Source organism: Paractinoplanes durhamensis (genome assembly GCF_016862175.1).
Taxonomy (GTDB): domain Bacteria; phylum Actinomycetota; class Actinomycetes; order Mycobacteriales; family Micromonosporaceae; genus Actinoplanes; species Actinoplanes durhamensis.
In genome coordinates, this window is sequence record NZ_BOML01000121.1 from 1 (window position 1) to 1563 (window position 1563).

Here is a 1563-nt window from a genome sequence, read left to right on the forward strand (position 1 = left end):
CCGGGAGCATGCCGGCTTCGGCCTGACGCTGCAGAACAGCGATATCCAACGCCACCGGAACCAGAACAGACTCATCAACCCGATGCGCCGCATCGAACAACGCCAACCCATCCGCATCCGACAACGGACGCAACCCCGTCCGGACAATACGAGCCCGATCCGCACCATCGAGATGCCCCGTCATCCCACTGTCACGCGACCAATAACCCCACGCCAACGACAACCCCGGCAAACCCCGGCCACGCCGGGCAACCATCAACGCATCAACCGCCGCGTTCGCCGCCGCATAATTGCCCTGCCCCGCCGTACCAAACACACCAGCCACCGACGAAAACACGGTAAACATCGCCACATCACGACCCGCGGTCAACTCCTCCAAACCCACCACCGCATCGACCTTCGGCCGCAACACCGCCGCCACCCGCTCCGCCGTCAACGACTCCACCGTGCCGTCATCCAGCACACCAGCGGCATGAACCACACCCGTCAACACCGGAATCGCATCCAACACCGAAGCCAACGCGACACGATCCGCGGCATCACAGGCCACGATGCTCACCTCAGCACCCAAACCCTCCAACTCCGCACGCAAATCGTCCGCACCCGGCGCATCCAAACCCCGCCGGCTCGTCAAAGTCAGCCGCCGCACCCCATACCCGGTAACCAGATGCCGGGCCACCATCGCCCCCAAAGTGCCGGTCCCCCCGACAACCAGCACCGCACCATCCGGATCCAACCCCCGCGGCATGCTCAGCACCAACTTGCCGACATGCCGGGCCTGACTCATGAACCGGAAAGCCTCAGCCGCCCGCCGCACATCCCACGGCATCACCGGCACCGGCCGCAACACACCTACCCGGAACAACTCCACCACATCAGCGAGCAACCCACCCACCCGCGCCGGACCCGGATCGAGCAAGTCATACGCCTGATACGACACCCCAGGAAACGCCGCCTCGACAACCCCACGATCCCGGATATCAGTCTTACCCATCTCCAGGAAACGCCCACCCGGCCGCAACATCCCCAACGACGCATCCACAAACGACCCCGCCAGCGAGTTCAACACCACATCCACCCGCGGGAACTTCCCCACAAACCCCGCATCCCGCGACGACGCCACATGCGCATCGTCGAAACCCATCCCCCGCAACACATCCCACTTACCAGGACTCGCAGTCGCATACACCTCGGCACCCCAATACCGCAGCAACTGCACCGCCGCCATACCCACACCACCCGCAGCGGCATGCACCAACACCCGCTCACCCGCCCGGACCCCACCCAACTCCCGCAAACCCAGCATCGCCGTCACAAACACCACCGGCACCGACGCCGCCACCTCGAACGACCAACCCACCGGCATCCGCACCACCATCCGATGATCAACAACCACCACCGGCGCGAACGCATCCCGGAAAATCCCGAACACCCGATCACCAACCGCGAACCCCGACACACCAGGGCCCACCTCGGTCACCACACCAGCACCCTCACCACCCATACCAACCTGATCAGGCACCATCCCCAGCCCGACCAACACATCACGGAAATTCAAACCCG

1 protein-coding gene is annotated in these 1563 nt (G+C 64.4%); it reads right to left on the reverse strand.

Annotated features, from left to right (window positions below):
• A partial coding sequence (locus tag Adu01nite_RS47370) for an MDR/SDR family oxidoreductase (protein ID WP_203735993.1) occupies positions 1 to 1563 on the reverse strand: 1563 nt, incomplete at both ends.